11 protein-coding genes, 1 tRNA gene and 1 pseudogene are annotated in these 17614 nt (G+C 39.1%); 12 read left to right on the top strand and 1 reads right to left on the bottom strand.

Annotated features, from left to right (window positions below):
* The 12 genes and pseudogenes from ACFIJJ_RS06015 to ACFIJJ_RS05960 all read left to right on the top strand — a co-directional run.
* Positions 1 to 63, top strand: a pseudogene (locus ACFIJJ_RS06015) (elongation factor Tu); the annotation flags it as partial.
* A 47-nt stretch (positions 64 to 110) separates the two neighbouring features.
* A tRNA-Trp gene (locus tag ACFIJJ_RS06010) sits at positions 111 to 186 on the top strand.
* Positions 187 to 393: 207 nt separating this feature from the next.
* Complete coding sequence (gene secE / locus ACFIJJ_RS06005) at positions 394 to 606, top strand: preprotein translocase subunit SecE (RefSeq protein ID WP_273790652.1); 213 nt, start codon at positions 394 to 396, stop codon at positions 604 to 606.
* Between the two features lie 20 nt (positions 607 to 626).
* Positions 627 to 1157 carry a transcription termination/antitermination protein NusG gene (nusG, locus tag ACFIJJ_RS06000; RefSeq protein ID WP_005773664.1) on the top strand — a complete coding sequence of 177 codons (531 nt, stop codon included), beginning with the start codon at positions 627 to 629 and terminating at the stop codon, positions 1155 to 1157.
* Positions 1158 to 1306: 149 nt separating this feature from the next.
* Complete coding sequence (gene rplK, locus ACFIJJ_RS05995) at positions 1307 to 1735, top strand: 50S ribosomal protein L11 (protein ID WP_375616770.1); 429 nt, start codon at positions 1307 to 1309, stop codon at positions 1733 to 1735.
* Between the two features lie 4 nt (positions 1736 to 1739).
* Positions 1740 to 2444: a 50S ribosomal protein L1 gene (rplA, locus tag ACFIJJ_RS05990; RefSeq protein WP_375646325.1), complete on the top strand. Its 705-nt coding sequence runs from the start codon at positions 1740 to 1742 to the stop codon at positions 2442 to 2444.
* A gap of 359 nt (positions 2445 to 2803) precedes the next feature.
* A complete protein-coding gene (gene rplJ / locus ACFIJJ_RS05985; protein ID WP_012755027.1) occupies positions 2804 to 3322 on the top strand; it encodes a 50S ribosomal protein L10 in 519 nt (172 codons plus the stop codon).
* A gap of 101 nt (positions 3323 to 3423) precedes the next feature.
* Positions 3424 to 3795, top strand: coding sequence for a 50S ribosomal protein L7/L12 (rplL, locus tag ACFIJJ_RS05980; RefSeq protein ID WP_012755028.1), 372 nt, complete (start codon positions 3424 to 3426; stop codon positions 3793 to 3795).
* Positions 3796 to 4085: 290 nt separating this feature from the next.
* On the top strand, positions 4086 to 8234 hold the full coding sequence (rpoB, locus tag ACFIJJ_RS05975; RefSeq protein ID WP_375646324.1) for a DNA-directed RNA polymerase subunit beta: 4149 nt from the start codon (positions 4086 to 4088) through the stop codon (positions 8232 to 8234).
* Positions 8235 to 8406: 172 nt separating this feature from the next.
* Complete coding sequence (rpoC, locus tag ACFIJJ_RS05970) at positions 8407 to 12618, top strand: DNA-directed RNA polymerase subunit beta' (protein ID WP_375623675.1); 4212 nt, start codon at positions 8407 to 8409, stop codon at positions 12616 to 12618.
* Between the two features lie 1131 nt (positions 12619 to 13749).
* Positions 13750 to 14439 (top strand): nitroreductase, encoded by a 690-nt coding sequence (locus tag ACFIJJ_RS05965; protein ID WP_375623682.1) that lies wholly within the window; start codon positions 13750 to 13752, stop codon positions 14437 to 14439.
* Between the two features lie 343 nt (positions 14440 to 14782).
* Positions 14783 to 16174 carry an L-serine ammonia-lyase gene (locus ACFIJJ_RS05960; protein ID WP_375646323.1) on the top strand — a complete coding sequence of 464 codons (1392 nt, stop codon included), beginning with the start codon at positions 14783 to 14785 and terminating at the stop codon, positions 16172 to 16174.
* Positions 16175 to 17312: 1138 nt separating this feature from the next.
* Here the strand turns inward: ACFIJJ_RS05960 and ACFIJJ_RS05955 are convergent.
* The gene (locus ACFIJJ_RS05955) at positions 17313 to 17591 is read right to left on the bottom strand and encodes a hypothetical protein (protein WP_375612117.1); all 279 of its coding nucleotides are present in this window, start codon (positions 17589 to 17591) and stop codon (positions 17313 to 17315) included.
* Between the last annotated feature and the right edge of the window lie 23 nt (positions 17592 to 17614).

Raw genomic sequence — 17614 nt, 5'->3', positions numbered from 1 at the left:
TTTGCTATTCGTGAAGGTGGTCGTACTGTTGGTGCCGGTATCGTCTCTAAGATCATTGAATAAATAATGCTTGTTGAAGGGAAGTTAGAAGTTTTTTAGTTTTGAGAGTTAGGGGTATAGCTCAGTTGGTAGAGCGGCGGTCTCCAAAACCGCAGGTCGCGGGTTCAAGTCCTGCTGCCCCTGCCAAATGGGGGTGGAATTTTACATATAAGGGAGTGGATTTTGCTGCCTTTTTCGCTTTTTTTGATATGGGGCTTGTTTTTTTGTGTGTGAAACGGTATTGAATAGAAAGTAAGGAAATTGCATAAGTCTTAAAGTTGGCTTTTGCATTTTTTTCCTGTTTATTTTGTTCTATAAAACACAATAGGACTAGAGAGAGTATATAGTGTGACGATGGCATCTAAAACCAATCCGATTACCTTTTTGAAGCAGGTTTATGCAGAAACAATTAAAGTGAAATGGCCTACACGTCGTGAGACGGTTATTTCTACTATTATGGTTTTGTTGGTAACTGCATTGGCTTCAGCTTTCTTTTTTATTGTGGATCAGGTTATGCATTTTGGTGTTTGGCGGGTTATTGATCTTCTGAAATATCTTTTTAGTTGAGAATGTAAGGAAGTGTGACTGTGGCAGCTCGTTGGTATATTGTTCAGGCATATTCAAATTTTGAAAAGAAAGTAGCGGAAGCTATTGATAAGGAGGCAAAGCAAAAGGGGCTTGATCATCTTTTTGAAAAGATTTTTGTTCCAACAGAGCGTGTTGTAGAGGTTCGTCGTGGACGCAAGGTTGATACTGAGCGAAAGTTTTTTCCTGGTTATGTTCTTGTTCGTGCTGAGTTAACAGATGAAGTTTATCATCTTATTAAGAATACGCCTAAAGTGACAGGTTTTTTAGGGTCGGATGCACGTCCTGTTCCCATTTCTGATCGAGAGGTTGAGCAAATTCTCAAACAAGTTCAGGAGGGGGTTGAGTCTCCAAAGTCTTCTGTATTGTTTGAGGTTGGAGAGCAAGTTCGCGTTGCTGATGGTCCTTTTGTTTCGTTTAATGGAATTGTTCAAGAGGTTGAAGAAGAGCGCTCTCGTCTTAAAGTTGAAGTGCTTATTTTTGGGCGTCCTACGCCTGTTGATTTGGAATTTGGTCAGGTTGAAAAACTCTGATTAAACTTAGAGTAGTTTTAATTACTTTAAGGAAGGAGTGGGAGGTGATTTATAGCTTTTGTCGGCTTAATGATCCGAACCACGTGACTGCAGCGGGTAACAGGCAAGGTGAATTGTCCGTATACCAGTGAAATTGAAGGCAGATTGTTATGGCAAAAAAAAGTATAGGTCAGCTTAAGTTGCAGGTTCCTGCAGGAGCTGCTACTCCATCTCCACCGATTGGTCCAGCTCTTGGGCAGCGTGGTATTAATATCATGGAATTTTGTAAGGCGTTTAATGCAGCGACACAAGAAATGGAAAAGGGAGCGCCGATTCCAGTTGTTATTACGTATTATCAAGATAAGTCTTTCACATTTTCTCTCAAGACGCCTCCTGTATCGTTCTTTTTAAAGAAGGAAGCAAAACTAAAATCTGGTTCAAAAGAGCCTGGTAAAGTTTCTGTAGGAAGCATTTCTCGCGATAAGATTCGTTCGATTGCAGAATCAAAGATGAAAGATCTTAATGCAAATGATATTGAGGCAGCAATGCGTATGGTTGAAGGTTCTGCTCGCTCGATGGGCTTGGAAGTGGTGGGCTAATATTATGGCAAAAGTAGCAAAAAGAATAAAAAATATCCGAAAAGATATTGATTTTAATGAACTTTACGCTTTAAAAGATGCCGTTTCAATGGTTAAGGAGCGTGCAGTTGCTAAGTTTGATGAAACAATCGAAATTTCAATGAACTTGGGTGTTGATCCTCGTCATGCTGATCAAATGGTTCGAGGTGTTGCTCATTTGCCTAATGGAACAGGTCGAAATATTCGTGTTGCCGTTTTTGCCCGTGGAGATAAAGCTGAGGAAGCTAAGGCAGCAGGAGCTGATATTGTGGGTGCCGAAGATTTATTTGAAAGCGTTAATAGAGGGACTATAGACTTTGATCGTTGTATTGCAACGCCAGACATGATGCCTCTCGTTGGTCGTCTTGGTAAGATTCTTGGTCCACGGAGTTTGATGCCGAATCCGAAAGTTGGTACTGTAACACTTGATGTCGCCGGTGCTGTCAAAGCTTCTAAAGGTGGTGCTGTTGAGTTTCGTGTGGAAAAAGCTGGTATTGTCCATGCTGGTATTGGTAAGGCTTCTTTTGGTGTTGAAAAAATCGTAGAAAATATAAAAGCCTTTGCAAGTGCAGTTATTAAAGCCAAACCGCAAGGTGCAAAAGGTGAATATATTAAGCGCGTTGCTGTTTCGTCGACTATGGGAATTGGTATTAAAGTTGATCCAGCAACGGTTCGTTCAGAGTTAGTATAAAGCTGATTTATAATTTTGTTTTGGGGTATGGGAATAGCAAAATTGTATTTAAAATGCTGGTTTTGATCAGCATTTAGCTATCTAAGCTTTATAGGGCTTAGGTTGTACCGGGAGAAATTCCGGAATATCCTGTCCGAGATTGTAGGTGATGCTTTTAAGTATCTTAATCAAAAAAAACCTGCATGAGACTGGGGTAAAAACTGAGAGTTAAAAGACTTAAAGGGTTTGAGCCAGGGTTGCCTTTGAACGCTGTGCGTGAAAAAGGGGACAGGATCCTCATCGGTGACATGAAGTATTTTATGTTATCAAAGGTAACCTACAGGTTTGTTTTAAGCAAATCTGTTAAATGGAGAGAGACAGTGAATAGAGCGGAAAAACGCGAATTTGTTACATGGCTTAACGAGGCTTTTCGGAAGTCTGGTTCTGTTGTTGTTGCACATTATTCCGGTCTGACAGTTTCACAGATGAATGATCTGCGTTCGAAAATGGGTGAAGCTGGCGGTGCCGTTAAAGTCGCCAAAAACCGTCTTGCTAAAATCGCTCTTCAGGGCACGGAATCTGAATCGATAGTGGGTTTGTTTACTGGACAAACACTTATTGCTTATTCAGAAGATCCAATCACAGCACCGAAAGTTGCTGTTGATTTTGCGAAAAGCAATGACAAATTTGTCATCCTTGGCGGTTCAATGGGTGCAACAAGTTTAACTGTAGATGCTGTGAAGTCATTGGCTTCATTGCCTTCATTAAACGAGTTGCGTGCAAAACTTGTGGGGATGATTTCTACCCCTGCGACCCGTATTGCACAGGTTGTTAATGCCCCTGCTGGTCAGGTTGCACGTGTCATTGGAGCATATGCTCAGGAGGATAAGGCGGCTTAAGGCTGTTTGTATTCACGTTTATGGAAGAGCTTTAATACTTTTCTGTTTTTTTGGATAAAATTTAATAATGGTTCAAATCTTTTAATTGAAGGAATTTAAAAATGGCTGATCTAGAGAAGATCGTAGAAGACCTTTCTAATCTAACCCTTTTGGAAGCCGCTGAGCTTTCTAAGTTACTTGAAGAAAAGTGGGGAGTTTCGGCTGCTGCTCCTGTAGCTGTCGCTGCTGTTGCTGGTGCTGCTGCTCCAGCTGCTGAAGAAAAAACAGAATTTGATGTTATTCTTGTTGAAGGTGGCGCACAAAAAATTAATGTTATTAAGGAAGTTCGTGCTCTTACTGGACTTGGTCTTAAAGAAGCTAAAGATCTGGTTGAAGGAGCACCCAAGCCTATTAAAGAAGGTGCTTCTAAAGAAGAGGCAGAGAAAATTAAGTCTCAACTTGAAGCTGCCGGTGCTAAAGTGGAACTTAAGTAAATTTAATTTTATCGGCGGGCATTTATGTTCGCCGATTTTCTTTCTCTTAATACAAAGAGGAAAAAGAATGAGTAAAAAACCTTTTCCAAACGGTTTCGTAACAGGAATGGGATAGTTTTGGATTACTCATCCCTTCATCATAGAGTCAAAGAGATAAATGGCTTATGTTGGTGGGAGAAGTTAATGATGCTCATTATTGAGTGTCAAGTGAACTGGTCTGCATATGCAGGTTAATGATATAAGGCTTTCAAGGTTGGTCTACCTTGAAGAGTAAAGATCAAGGAGCGACGATGGCTCAGACTCACGCAATGATGTCTCAATTCAATGGTCGTAAGCGCGTACGCAAATTTTTCGGTAAGATTCCTGAAGTAGCAGAAATGCCGAATCTTATTGAGGTCCAAAAAGCGTCATACGATCAGTTTCTCATGGTTGAGGAACCGAAAGGTGGACGACCAGATGAAGGTTTGCAAGCTGTTTTTAAATCTGTTTTTCCTATTTCAGATTTTTCCGGTACAGCTATGCTTGAGTTTGTAGGTTATGAATTTGATTTACCAAAATTTGATGTTGAAGAGTGCCGTCAACGTGATTTAACTTATGCTGCTCCATTAAAGGTCATATTGCGTTTGATTGTTTTTGATGTTGATGAAGATACTGGCTCCAAAGATATCAAAGACATTAAAGAGCAAGGCGTTTATATGGGCGATATGCCTTTAATGACGACGAATGGTACCTTTATTGTTAATGGTACGGAGCGTGTTATTGTTTCTCAGATGCATCGTTCTCCTGGTGTCTTTTTTGACCATGATAAAGGAAAGTCGCATTCATCAGGAAAGCTTCTTTTTGCAGCTCGTGTTATTCCGTATCGTGGTTCTTGGCTTGATATTGAGTTTGATGCTAAGGACATCATTTATGCGCGTATTGATCGGCGGCGCAAGATTCCTGTTACTAGTCTTTTGATGGCGTTAGGTATGGATGCGTCGGATATTTTATCGACGTTTTATGATAAAGTGACTTATGAGCGTGATGGAGAAGGATGGCGAGTTCCTTATTCTGTTGATCGCTTTAAAGGAATGAAACTCATTTCTGATCTTATAGATGCAGATAGTGGTGAAGTTGTTGCAGAGGCTGGTAAAAAATTAACCGTTCGTACTGCGAAGGCTTTGGTAGAAAAAGGACTTAAAGCGGTTAAAGTTAGTGAAGATGATTTATTAGGTTGTTATCTAGCTGAAGATATCGTCAATTACGAAACAGGTGAAGTTTACCTTGAAGCTGGTGATGAAATTGATGAAAAAGTATTAAAAATTCTGCTTGAAGTTAGTGCTGATCAAGTCAATATTCTTGATATTGATCACATGAATATTGGCGCTTACATCCGCAATACTTTGAAGGTGGATAAAAATGAAAGTCGGCAGGATGCGTTATTTGATATTTACCGGGTGATGCGTCCAGGTGAGCCTCCAACAATCGATACAGCAGAAGCAATGTTCCATTCATTGTTTTTTGATCCAGAGCGTTATGATCTTTCAGCTGTCGGGCGTGTTAAGATGAATTTGCGTATGGACCTTGATTGTCCAGACACAGTTCGCATTTTGCGCCAAGAGGATATTCTTGCTGTTGTTAAGATGTTGGTTGAATTGCGTGATGGACGTGGTGAAATTGATGACATTGATAATCTTGGCAACCGTCGCGTTCGTTCCGTTGGGGAGTTGATGGAAAATCAATATCGCATTGGTCTTCTTCGTATGGAGCGTGCGATAAAAGAGCGTATGTCATCGGTTGAAATTGATACAGTCATGCCGCAGGATTTGATCAATGCAAAGCCTGCTGCAGCGGCAGTTCGCGAGTTTTTTGGGTCTTCACAATTATCACAGTTTATGGATCAAACCAATCCATTGTCGGAAATTACCCATAAGCGCCGTCTTTCTGCTCTTGGTCCAGGTGGTTTGACTCGTGAACGTGCGGGTTTTGAAGTTCGTGACGTACACCCTACGCATTATGGTCGTATTTGTCCGATTGAAACACCAGAAGGCCCCAATATTGGTCTTATTAACTCCTTAGCAACATTTGCACGGGTTAATAAATATGGCTTTATTGAAAGCCCATATCGAAAAATTATTGATGGTAAAGTCACAAAAGAAGTTATTTATCTTTCAGCGATGGAAGAAGCAAAGCATTATGTAGCTCAAGCTAATTCTTCGTTAGACAGTGAAGGCCGTTTTATAGAAGAGTTTGTTGTTTGTCGTCATGCTGGTGAAGTTTTAATGGCGCCGCGTGATCATGTTGATTTGATGGATGTTTCACCCAAACAGTTGGTCTCAGTCGCAGCAGCGCTTATTCCGTTTTTGGAAAATGATGATGCGAATCGTGCGCTTATGGGATCGAACATGCAGCGTCAGGCAGTTCCTCTTGTACGCGCTGAAGCGCCATTTGTTGGGACGGGAATGGAATCCATAGTTGCGCGCGATTCAGGAGCTGCTGTGAGTGCAAAACGTAGTGGTGTTGTTGATCAAGTCGATGCTACTCGTATTGTTATCCGTGCAACGGAAGATTTAGATCCTTCAAAATCAGGCGTTGATATTTACCGCTTACAGAAATTTCAGCGTTCTAATCAGTCCACCTGTATTAATCAGCGCCCTCTTGTACATGTCGGTGATAGGATAGAGAAAGGTGATATCATTGCAGATGGCCCATCCACGGATCTTGGTGATTTGGCTCTTGGGCGGAATGTTCTCGTAGCCTTTATGCCTTGGAATGGATACAATTATGAAGATTCTATTTTATTATCCGAGCGCATTGTTGCTGATGATGTGTTTACTTCAATTCATATTGAGGAATTTGAAGTTGCGGCACGCGATACAAAACTTGGGCCTGAGGAAATTACGCGCGACATTCCTAATGTTGCGGAAGAAGCGTTAAGAAATCTTGATGAAGCTGGTATTATTTATATTGGTGCTGAAGTTCAACCGGGTGATATTTTAGTTGGAAAGATTACACCAAAGGGTGAAAGTCCTATGACTCCGGAAGAAAAGCTTCTGCGTGCAATTTTTGGGGAAAAGGCATCCGATGTTCGTGATACTTCTATGCGTATGCCTCCTGGGACTTTTGGTACTGTTGTTGAAGTTCGCGTTTTTAATCGCCATGGCGTGGAAAAAGATGAACGTGCGATGGCAATTGAGCGTGAAGAAATTGAGCGTTTAGCAAAAGACCGTGATGATGAACAATCGATTCTTGATCGCAATGTTTATGCGCGTCTTACCGATATGTTAACAGGTAAAGTTGCTGTAGAAGGTCCGAAGGGCTTTTCGGGTAGTAAAAAGCTTGATGGTACGGTAATGGGGCAATATCCACGATCGCAGTGGTGGCAATTTGCTATTGAGGATGAAAAGCTTCAAAATGAAATTGAAGCTTTACGCAAGCAATATGATGAATCAAAAGAAGCATTACAACGTCGCTTTATGGATAAAGTTGAAAAGGTCCAAAGAGGTGATGAAATGCCTCCTGGTGTCATGAAAATGGTGAAGGTTTTTGTGGCAGTGAAGCGCAAAATCCAACCAGGTGATAAGATGGCGGGACGGCACGGGAATAAGGGTGTTGTCTCACGTATTCTTCCTATAGAAGATATGCCATTTCTTGAAGATGGAACTCATGCTGATATCGTCTTGAATCCACTTGGTGTGCCTAGTCGTATGAACGTTGGACAAATTCTTGAGACGCACCTTGGTTGGGCATGCGCGGGGATGGGCAAGAAGATTGGTGATTTGTTAGAGTTGTATCAAGAGACTGGGGATATATTGCCGCTGCGTCAGCGTATTGAAAATCTTATGCCTGATGATAATCATAATGAACCAGTTCGTCAGTATGATAATGAAAGCCTTTACAAATTGGCATTACAGATGAAGAAAGGTGTTTCAATTGCAACGCCTGTTTTTGATGGAGCACATGAGTCTGATATTAACATGATGCTGGAAGACGCAGGCTTAGATAGTTCTGGGCAGGTTACACTTTATGATGGTCGTACTGGGGAGCCTTTTGATCGTCCAGTAACGGTGGGATATATTTACATGTTGAAATTGCATCACCTTGTTGATGATAAGATTCATGCGCGGTCTATAGGTCCCTATTCACTTGTTACGCAGCAGCCATTAGGAGGTAAGGCACAGTTTGGTGGTCAGCGTTTTGGTGAAATGGAGGTATGGGCACTTGAAGCTTATGGTGCTGCATACACTTTGCAGGAGATGCTAACAGTAAAATCAGATGATGTGGCTGGTCGAACAAAAGTCTATGAGGCAATTGTGCGTGGTGATGATACATTTGAGGCAGGGATACCCGAAAGCTTTAATGTGTTGGTGAAAGAAATGCGCTCACTTGCTCTTAATGTGGAGCTTGATGATGCGCGTGAACTTATTGCACAGCGGGCACTGTCTGATACGGCAGAATAATAATTCAAGGAGCGCACTAGAAAAAGGCTGCGCTCTTATTACTTTAAGAGGCTCAATAACCTTATTAAGGCTATACAGTTCGTTTTTAAAAGTAAATGTCTTTTAAAGAAGATCTGTAATAAAATAAATGAGATATTACAACAGGTTCTAAGAATCTTTGAAGGAGAACAGCATGAACCACGAGGTCATGAATCTTTTCAATCCTCAAGCGCCAGCGCAGACATTTGACTCTATTCGTATTTCTATTGCGAGTCCTGAGAAAATTTTGTCCTGGTCGTATGGTGAGATTAAGAAGCCTGAGACGATTAATTATCGGACGTTTAAACCAGAACGTGATGGTCTTTTTTGTGCACGTATATTTGGCCCTATTAAGGATTATGAATGTCTATGTGGCAAATATAAACGCATGAAGTATAAGGGCATTATTTGTGAAAAATGTGGTGTAGAGGTTACCCTTTCGCGTGTACGTCGTGAGCGTATGGGGCATATTGAACTTGCGGCACCTGTTGCGCATATATGGTTTCTTAAATCATTACCAGGTCGTATTTCTACACTTTTAGATTTAACTTTAAAAGATATTGAGCGGGTTCTTTATTTTGAGAATTATATTGTAACCGAGCCAGGATTGACATCTCTTAAGCTCCATCAGCTTCTTTCTGAAGAAGAATATATGCTTGCTATTGATGAATTTGGAGAAGATCAGTTTACGGCTATGATTGGCGCTGAAGCTATTTACGAGCTTTTAGCTGGTATGGAGTTAGATAAAATCGCTAATGATTTGCGTCTCGAATTAGCTGACACAACTTCAGAGTTAAAGCAGAAAAAATTAATTAAACGACTTAAGATTGTTGAAAATTTTCTTGAATCTGGGAATAAGCCAGAGTGGATGATTATGAAAACAATTCCGGTTATTCCGCCGGATTTGCGTCCGTTGGTTCCACTTGATGGTGGGCGTTTTGCGACATCAGATTTGAATGATCTTTATCGACGTGTTATCAATCGTAATAACCGCTTGAAACGGTTGATTGAATTGCGTGCTCCTGGAATTATCGTGCGCAATGAAAAGCGTATGGTGCAAGAAGCTGTTGATGCATTATTTGATAATGGACGGCGTGGGCGTGTGATTACTGGAGCCAATAAACGTCCATTAAAGTCTCTTTCAGATATGTTAAAAGGTAAGCAAGGGCGTTTCCGTCAAAACTTACTTGGAAAGCGTGTTGATTACTCGGGGCGTTCTGTGATCGTGACAGGTCCTGAATTAAAATTGCATCAATGTGGTCTTCCCAAAAAAATGGCTCTTGAATTATTTAAGCCTTTTATTTATGCGCGGCTTGATGCGAAGGGATATTCCTCAACTGTAAAACAAGCAAAAAAGCTTGTTGAGAAGGAACATCCAGAAGTTTGGGATATCTTGGATGAGGTTATTCGTGAACATCCTGTTTTGCTCAATCGTGCACCAACATTGCACCGTTTGGGAATTCAAGCTTTTGAGCCTATCTTGATTGAGGGAAAAGCTATACAGCTACATCCATTGGTGTGTACTGCTTTTAATGCGGATTTTGATGGTGATCAGATGGCGGTTCATGTTCCGCTTTCTCTTGAAGCTCAACTTGAAGCCCGTGTTTTGATGATGTCGACCAATAATATTCTTCATCCAGCCAATGGGGCGCCAATTATTGTTCCTTCACAGGATATGGTTCTTGGTCTTTACTATCTTTCGATTGTTTCTGAAAAAGAACCAGGTGAGGGAATGGCTTTTTCTGATATAGGTGAGCTTCATTATGCCCTAGAAAATAAGGTTGTAACGCTTCATACGAAGATTAAAGGTCGTGTTAAGAATATCGGTAAGGATGGGAAAGAAGTTGCTAAACTTTATGATACGACACCTGGTCGTTTGATTATCGGTGAGCTTTTGCCAAGAAGTCCGGATATTTCCTTTGATATTGTCAATCAAGAAATGACGAAAAAGAATATTTCTAAAATGATTGACCATGTTTATCGGCACTGTGGACAAAAAGAGACAGTTATTTTTTGTGACCGTATTATGCAACTTGGCTTTTCTTATGCTTGTCGTGCAGGAATTTCATTCGGTAAGGATGATATGGTTATTCCTGATAGTAAGTCGCGTTTAGTTGCAGAAACAGAAGCTTTGGCTAAGGAGTATGAACAGCAATATAATGATGGTTTGATTACACAAGGTGAAAAATACAATAAGGTTGTAGATGCTTGGGGTAAATGTACAGATCGCGTTGCGGATGAAATGATGAAACGTATTCAGGCCGTCGATTTTGATCCTAAAACAGGTCGTCAACGGCCAATGAATTCGATCTATATGATGTCGCACTCTGGTGCACGTGGTTCTGCTAACCAGATGAGACAATTGGCTGGTATGCGTGGATTAATGGCAAAACCATCGGGTGAAATTATTGAAACCCCCATTATTTCAAATTTTAAAGAAGGTCTAACTGTTAATGAATACTTCAATTCCACGCATGGTGCACGTAAAGGACTCGCTGATACTGCGTTAAAAACTGCTAACTCTGGTTATCTCACACGGCGTCTTGTTGATGTTGCACAGGATGCTATTATTTCAGCAGTTGATTGTGGTACAGCAAAAGGGCTTACCATGCAGCCCATTGTTGATGCAGGACAAATTGTTGCCTCCCTTGGGCAAAGAATTCTTGGTCGTACAGCCCTTGTTGATATTCTACATCCTGTCTCTGGAGAGGTTATCCTTGAAGGTGGGGCAATGATTGAGGAAGCTGATGTTGCGAAGATTGAAGCAGCTGGAATTCAATCTGTTCAAATTCGTTCTGCTTTAACATGTGAAACACGTCTTGGTGTTTGTGCAAAATGCTATGGTCGTGATTTGGCGCGTGGAACACCTGTTAATCAGGGAGAAGCCGTTGGTGTTATTGCTGCTCAATCCATTGGTGAGCCGGGAACACAGCTTACTATGCGTACTTTCCACTTAGGAGGAACTGCGCAGGTTGTTGATTCATCGTATTTAGAGGCATCTTATGAAGGTAAGGTGGAGATTCGTAATCGTAATGTGGTTCGTAACTCTGAAGGCCAATTGGTTGTTATGGGGCGTAATATGGCTATCCTTATCAAGGATGAGTTAGGAAAAGAGCGCGTTGTACATCGTGTTAGCTATGGTGCTCATATTTTTGTTGATGATGGTGATGTGGTTAAACGTGGCCAACGTATAGCAGAATGGGATCCTTATACACGTCCAATTTTAACGGAAGTTGAAGGTTATGTAGGTTTTGAAGATATGATTGATGGTTTATCTGTCACTGAAACAGCTGATGAATCTACGGGTATTACGAAGCGTTTGGTGATTGATTGGCGCGCTAATCCACGTGGTGCGGATCTTAAACCAGCTATTATTATTCACACAGATAAAGAAGGTGAATCCATTGCTAAATTGTATAAAGGAGGTGAAGCCCGTTATATGATGTCAGCGGAGACTATTCTTTCTGTTGAGCTTGGTGCTCATGTTAAGGCGGGTGATGTTATTGCTCGTTTACCAATGGAAAGTGCCAAGACGAAAGATATTACGGGTGGTTTGCCTCGTGTGGCTGAGCTTTTTGAAGCACGTCGTCCAAAGGATCATGCGATTATTGCTGAAGTAAGTGGTACAATTCGGTTTGGCCGTGGTTATAAGAATAAACGTCGTATTATTATTGAACCAAATGATGAGACTCTTGAGGCAGTAGAATATTTGATTCCAAAAGGTAAGCTGTTTCACTTTCAAGAAGGCGATCAAATTGAAAAGGGGGATTATATTCTTGATGGGAATCCAGCACCTCATGATATCTTGGCGATTAAGGGTGTTGAAGCTTTGGCATCTTACCTTGTTAATGAGATTCAGGAGGTTTATCGTTTGCAAGGGGTTCTTATTAATGACAAGCACATTGAAGTGATTGTTCGTCAAATGTTGCAAAAAGTTGAAATTACTGAATCTGGAGATTCTGGTTATATTCCAGGTGATAATGTTGATCGTATTGAACTTGATGAAATCAATGATAATTTGATTGCAGAAGGGAAGAAACCCGCATCTGGTAATCCCATTCTTCTTGGAATTACAAAAGCTTCTCTTCAAACGCCTTCTTTCATTTCGGCGGCATCGTTTCAGGAAACAACACGTGTTCTTACTGAAGCAGCAGTTTCTGGTAAAATTGATACTTTGCAAGGACTTAAAGAGAACGTTATTGTCGGTCGTCTTATTCCAGCAGGTACGGGTGGTACGATTTCTCAAATCCGTCGTATTGCTGCAGTTCGTGATGATTTGATTGTAGATGAGCAGCGTAAGTCTAGTAATAACGAAGTGGCTAAGGCTATGTTGACAAATATGACAACTGGGGCAGTTGCTGAATAATTTAAATACAACATTACATAATATAAAAAACGTCTGAATAGAAAGTTCAGACGTTTTTTATCTTGAAATGCAGAAATTGCATATTTTCTTAAAAATATTAAAAATTATAAGGTGACAGTTATTTTAAACGTCTTTAGTAGCCTTATTGTTTTGTAATGATGCTTATCTTTTTTGTTACTTTATTTTAAAGTTTCTTAATTTCTAAAAGCAGTATAGAATTTTTCCAAAATATGTGAAACTCAAAAGTCATATTCAAGGAAAAGAGTTGATTATCTACAAATCAAATAAGATTGATTTTAAATTGTAGGAAAATTTTTGATTGATATCTTCTATAAAAAATTAAAAGGACTTATAATGAAAGATCAAGAGTCTTTTCTATAATCTAAAAAATAATTGATTCTCTACTATATAATGCTTGTATGATAAGAATGTATTTTCTTATAAATTAGAATGCAGGAAAGTAGAGATTAAGGTGCTCACTAAGTTTTATAAAAAATAGACATATTTTTTATAACAATGTGATCTATGCAGACAGAATGATAAAATGTACGAATATTATTCAATTGGAAAATTAACACGTGAGTTTTCAATAACAGCTCGAACTTTGCTATGAAGAAGAGGGGTTTCTTATCCCTTTTCGGTGTCGGAGTACACGGCTTTATGCTCAAACGGATCGTCATAAATTAAAACAAATCCTGTGTGCTAAAAGAGTTAAATTTTTGTTGTCTGAAATATCTGATATGTTGACAATGGTTGGAAACCCACCTGATGATGAGAAAAAGCTTAAGAAATTAATTGCAAAAATTCATAAAAACGAGCTGATTTAAAGCAGGTGCAGCATGATGTTGATGATCTTCTACAGAATTTAGAACGAATTGAGGAGAGTTTTTTTGAGAGCTTAGCGGAGTTGGGAGTTAGTCATTGATTATAAAATTTATTTTGTCTTCTTTTAGACAATTTTCTTTCTCTTAAAAGAGATAGGTTATACTATCTCTAAGGGGAATGTTTAACACTGCGTGAAATGTGTCAGTCATTTAAAGAAATAGAGTGTTTGAAAAAGCTGCAAAGGTATTTTCGCAGTATATTATCCTTGATAAGAAAAAACTATTTTTCATAAAGAAAGTAAAAACAATGACAGTTTCTCCTATGAGTGTTTTTCAATCTATTTTGTCACGAAAGTCAATTCGCGCTTTTACTGATCAGCCAGTTCGTTTGGAAACAATCAAAGAAATCTTAAAACTTGCAGCACGAGCACCATCTGGAACAAATATTCAGCCATGGCAAGTGATTGTGCTTACAGGAAGTGTATTACAGAAAGTAGGGCAAGAGCTTTCACAACTTGTGCTTTCAGGTGTAAAAGGAGAGCGTGAATATAGTTATTATCCACGTCAGTGGCGTGAGCCTTATATTTCAAGGCGTCGAAAAGTTGGTTTGGATCTTTATCAGAGTCTTGGAATTCAAAAAGGAGATGAAGAAAAAATACTTCATCAAAAAGCGCGAAATTTTTTATTTTTTGATGCACCTGTAGGACTCTTGTTTACAATGGATCACGATATGGAAATGGGGAGTTGGCTTGATTTGGGTATGTTTATGCAGACCATTATGTTAGCAGCACGTGGATTTGGATTGGATACCTGCCCCCAAGCAGCTTTTGCTGATTATCATAAACAGATTCGTACGCTTTTATCTGTACCTTTTGATCGCCATATTATTTGCGGTATGGCACTTGGCTATCGCGATATGAATGCTCCAGAAAACAATTTTGAGACAGAACGAGAACCGTTAGAAAACTTTGTACGTTTCATTGAAGCATGTCCATAAACTATTTTATGTCATTAAGCATAGGCTTTGAAGAACTTGGTGCATTATGAAAAATATGCTGGGGAAGAATTTTTCATTTTTATTGAATTATGATGTTGCATATTAACACTTATTTTACTACGTTTGAAACATTAAGAGAGTGATGACTCTAGGGGCATTGTCCGTTTTGAAGGTTGGGCTAATGGAAAGCACTATAGAACGAGGGTGTTGGGTGGTAGCAAGACGAGCGACACTCGTGTTTATTGCTGTCATTTTTTTAGTTTATCTTACAATTTGATTTTAAAGAGGACAAACGTTATAGAAAGGCGTATGCTCAAGCTATACTAGAGTTTTGAGGTGGTGCGTGTTTTTATCTGTTTTTGAACTTTTTAAAATTGGTATTGGTCCTTCTAGCTCACATACGATGGGGCCAATGACAGCGGCTAATATGTTTTTGCAAAGGATACGAGATTTTTCTCAGTTATTTGATATTCAAGTTTCTCGTATACGTGTTTATCTTTATGGTTCTTTAGCTTTCACAGGTATTGGGCATGCGACAGATAGGGCTATCATATTAGGACTTTTAGGAGAAAAAGCTTCTACTGTTGATCCTGATAACATGGGCTTCTTGTTAGAAAAAGTTATACGTGAAAAAAGGGTACAACCAGAAGACCATCCCGTTTATCAGTTTGATGTGCAACGTGATCTTATTTTTGAACGAAAGGAAATCCTCCCTGGACATACGAATGGACTCGCATTTGAAGGGCTTGATACTGATGGGAATGTTCTTTTGCGGCAGATTTATTATTCTATTGGTGGTGGCTTTGTTGTAACTGAGGATGAATTAAGACACATGAATGGTAATATAGAACCAGGAGTGTCTGAGGTGCCATATCCATTTGATTCTGCTCGTACAATGTTAGCAATGGCAGAAAAATCAGGACTTTCAATTGCTGAAATGAAGCGCTTAAATGAAGAAACAAAGATAAAGCGTTCTTCTCTTGATGCAGGGCTTGATGAAATTTTTTCAGCTATGACAAATTGCATTGATAGAGGTCTTTCACAAGAGGGTGAGTTGCCTGGTGGGTTGCGTGTTCCAAGGCGTGCTAAAAAGCTACATGAAACGCTTTTGGAAAAACAAAAGAAAAATTACAATTATCCACTTTGGGCAAATGATTGGCTTTCGGTATATGCTATAGCAGTCAATGAGGAAAATGCAGCAGGTGGTCGTGTTGTTACAGCACCAACAAATGGAGCAGCCGGTGTCGTCCCAGCCGTTTTGCGTTATTATCTTCAGTTTAATGATGATTCAGATCGAGAGGGAATACATAATTTTCTATTAACGGCAGCAGCTATAGGCGGTGTTATCAAACATAATGCCTCTATTTCGGGTGCAGAAGTTGGATGTCAAGGTGAAGTTGGAACGGCATCTTCAATGGCCGCAGCAGGGTTGACCGCAGCGTTAGGTGGAACACCAGCTCAAATTGAAAATGCGGCAGAAATTGCGCTTGAACATCACTTGGGAATGACGTGTGATCCTGTTGCAGGTCTTGTACAAGTTCCTTGTATTGAGCGTAATGCAATGGGGGCTGTTAAAGCGGTAACCGCTTCTTCTCTTGCATTATATGGTAATGGAAATCACTTTGTTTCTCTTGATGCTTGTATAGAAACAATGCGCCAGACTGGTCATGATATGAGTGAACGCTATAAGGAAACAAGTAAAGGTGGACTCGCAGTTAATGCGATATCTTGTTAAGAGCTGGAACATTTTTTCAATCCATAACTGGATTATTTGGAGAGGAATCGTATTATTTTTCTGATAAGCTTGTGTTCTTTTGTTCCTTATAAATCAAAATTCAAATTTAATTCAGCAGCATACTTGAGATAAATTTAAGACAAGTTCAGTGCTTTCTTAACGAGTCATAGTATTTGCGTGCAAGGTTGGAGAAAGAGTATTACCTATATATGTTTGATTTGTCTCTGAAATGGAAAAGCAAGTCTACTTTGGAAAAAATAAACAAGCGTCAGGAAAAATTAATGATCAATTTGCCATTATTTTTTACTAGGTTTTATGAGAACTTTAAAAGCTTACATAGAAATATCTTTTAAGTAATGGAAGATTATATCTGAGTATCCAAGGAAAATTTGTTTTAAATCTAAATGATTATGATGAGGTACGAGAGAGTTTTAAAGATTTTAATTTTTTAGAAGTGAAGATCTTTTGGACATCTGGTATGATGAAAAAAAATATCTTGAAAAGAAACATCTCTTAATCTGAAATCTATTTCACAATGGTACATATAAATAGTATAATGTAAAGTCTCTATGAATGATATAAAATGCTATCGAGCATGAACATCTTTATTTATAAAGGGAGCAAAACGAGCACTATCATTCTTTTGTCAGCTCTCAATATTATAGACAAAAACTCTTGGGACTTAAGACTCTTTATAAAAGGCTTTTTTATGTTTTTTCACCGATAGTATTTATATTTTAAAATTGCTTTGCGTATTGGAGTTCAAAAAGCTTAGGAAATTTGTACAGCGTTTATGTTGTAGGATGAATTGATGCGTTATTTAAGGGGAATTTTCTTTATTGAATTTTTACAATAATCTCTAAAGTGATAAGCTTTCATTTAATGAACCTATTCTCATTTTTTTATGGAAAAATATCAAGGATAATTTTTGATATTAAATCAAAATGTAAAAAATATTTGGTATTTTTTGTGTCCTAAAAAATGCTTTGATTGGAATCTTGAAGATCTCTAGGGATAGTTGAAAAAAACATCAGAACAATTCCTACAACTTAATAATGAAGTATGTCTATCAAAGAATTTTCTAAGGCTGTAGATAATGGTTAATAATAAAATAATTTTTTAGAGATCGTCTGTAGAATTAAATATTTGTTGCCCCTAGACGGATTTTAATAGGTACATTACCAGTTTGGCTCGCAACGCGTAAATGAATGCGTACAGGAGGCATTATGAGACGACGGTTGCGCATTGTTTGGCAAATGAGAAGATTAACAAGAGATTGTGTATCTAATGCAGTCGAATTATATTTTAAACCAGTAAGTTTTGCGGCAGCATCGTGAAGAGAACGCAATGAAAGGAGGGATGATTGCTTCAATAAAACTTCTTTTTTATGGAATGAAGCAAAAGCATTATCTGTCATAATACTATCCTTAATGCAGAATT

The organism is Bartonella sp. TT29SHDZB (assembly GCF_042193395.1).
Lineage (GTDB): Bacteria > Pseudomonadota > Alphaproteobacteria > Rhizobiales > Rhizobiaceae > Bartonella.
Note: the sequence above shows the minus strand (reverse complement) of the source record. Positions and strands in the feature narration are given on the sequence as shown.

What these genes read in the sequence shown, in the direction of transcription:
- secE (WP_273790652.1), top strand. Translation starts at nt 394, where the DNA reads ATGGCATCTAAAACCAATCCGATTACCTTTTTGAAGCAGGTTTATGCA.
- rplK (WP_375616770.1), top strand. Translation starts at nt 1,307, where the DNA reads ATGGCAAAAAAAAGTATAGGTCAGCTTAAGTTGCAGGTTCCTGCAGGA.
- rplA (WP_375646325.1), top strand. Translation starts at nt 1,740, where the DNA reads ATGGCAAAAGTAGCAAAAAGAATAAAAAATATCCGAAAAGATATTGAT.
- rplL (WP_012755028.1), top strand. Translation starts at nt 3,424, where the DNA reads ATGGCTGATCTAGAGAAGATCGTAGAAGACCTTTCTAATCTAACCCTT.
- rpoB (WP_375646324.1), top strand. Translation starts at nt 4,086, where the DNA reads ATGGCTCAGACTCACGCAATGATGTCTCAATTCAATGGTCGTAAGCGC.
- rpoC (WP_375623675.1), top strand. Translation starts at nt 8,407, where the DNA reads ATGAACCACGAGGTCATGAATCTTTTCAATCCTCAAGCGCCAGCGCAG.
- ACFIJJ_RS05965 (WP_375623682.1), top strand. Translation starts at nt 13,750, where the DNA reads ATGACAGTTTCTCCTATGAGTGTTTTTCAATCTATTTTGTCACGAAAG.
- ACFIJJ_RS05955 (WP_375612117.1), bottom strand. Translation starts at nt 17,591, where the DNA reads ATGACAGATAATGCTTTTGCTTCATTCCATAAAAAAGAAGTTTTATTG.